The sequence below is a fragment of the Herbaspirillum sp. B65 genome, from assembly GCF_000333555.1.
GTDB classification, from domain to species: Bacteria; Pseudomonadota; Gammaproteobacteria; order Burkholderiales; family Burkholderiaceae_D; genus Herbaspirillum; species Herbaspirillum rubrisubalbicans.
In genome coordinates this window covers 1-917 of the sequence record NZ_BADI01000070.1, presented here as the reverse complement: position 1 = coordinate 917, position 917 = coordinate 1, and the positions used below count along the sequence as shown (strand labels likewise).

Genomic DNA, 917 nt, shown 5'->3' with positions numbered 1-917 from the left:
TTGGGCGCGGATGCGGGAGGATAAAAACCGGAGGTCATCGCGTAATGCCCGTTCCTTGACCGCATCTGGGCGCCCATGTTCGCACAAACAGTGCATTTTTGCAGGAGGCCAGGCCAGTTGCCTTCGAAAAAACGCGAGGTTATCCCCTACAACATCCATACATGACGCGCAATGAAGCCCGACAACTTGACTTTTACTTGCGAGCAATAGATTCTTCCCCGACCCCACTGGCAGACCTATCCCTTACAACAACCAACACAAGAGCTTCCATGAACGATCAATCTGACTTGCCCGAATCTGCGGCCCAACCACCCTCCACGCCGCCCCAAGCACCCACCAATTTCGCCACCGCCCTGCGCGACTCGGCCGACCACAGCGCACCGCAAGGCTTCTCCTTTAGCGCCAGCGGCTCGGAATACTTCCGCATCTGGATTGTCAACCTGCTGCTATCGGTCGTGACGCTGGGCATCTATTCGGCCTGGGCCAAGGTGCGCCGCCTGCGCTACTTCTACGCCAATACCTCGGTGGCCGGAGCCAGCTTCGACTATCACGGCAATCCCATGGCCATCCTCAAGGGTCGCATCATCGCCGTGGTGGTAATGGGGCTGTATCAACTGGCGGCGGCGTTCAATGTCGTGCTGGGCTTGATCGCCGCCATCGTCATGGCCGTGGCCGGCCCCTGGCTGATCTGGCGCAGCCTGCAATTCAAGCTCTATAACACCAGTTACCGCGGCATCCGTTTCGGCTTTCGCGGCTCTGCCGGGGGCGTATTCAAGAACTTCTTCGTCTGGCCGGCGCTGGGGAGTATTTCCGTGGGCCTGCTGGCACCACTGGCCTACCAGCGCTTCAAGCGCTACCAGCATGGCCAGTCGCGCTTCGGAGCGACGCAATTCGATTCACGGGCAAGCCGGGTGCGT

The 917-nt window shown here is 59.8% G+C and carries 1 protein-coding gene; it reads left to right on the top strand.

Annotated features, from left to right (window positions below):
• Positions 1–269 precede the first annotated feature (269 nt).
• The coding region (locus I5W_RS01745) for a YjgN family protein (protein ID WP_044527957.1) at positions 270–917 on the top strand (648 nt) is incomplete at its 3' end.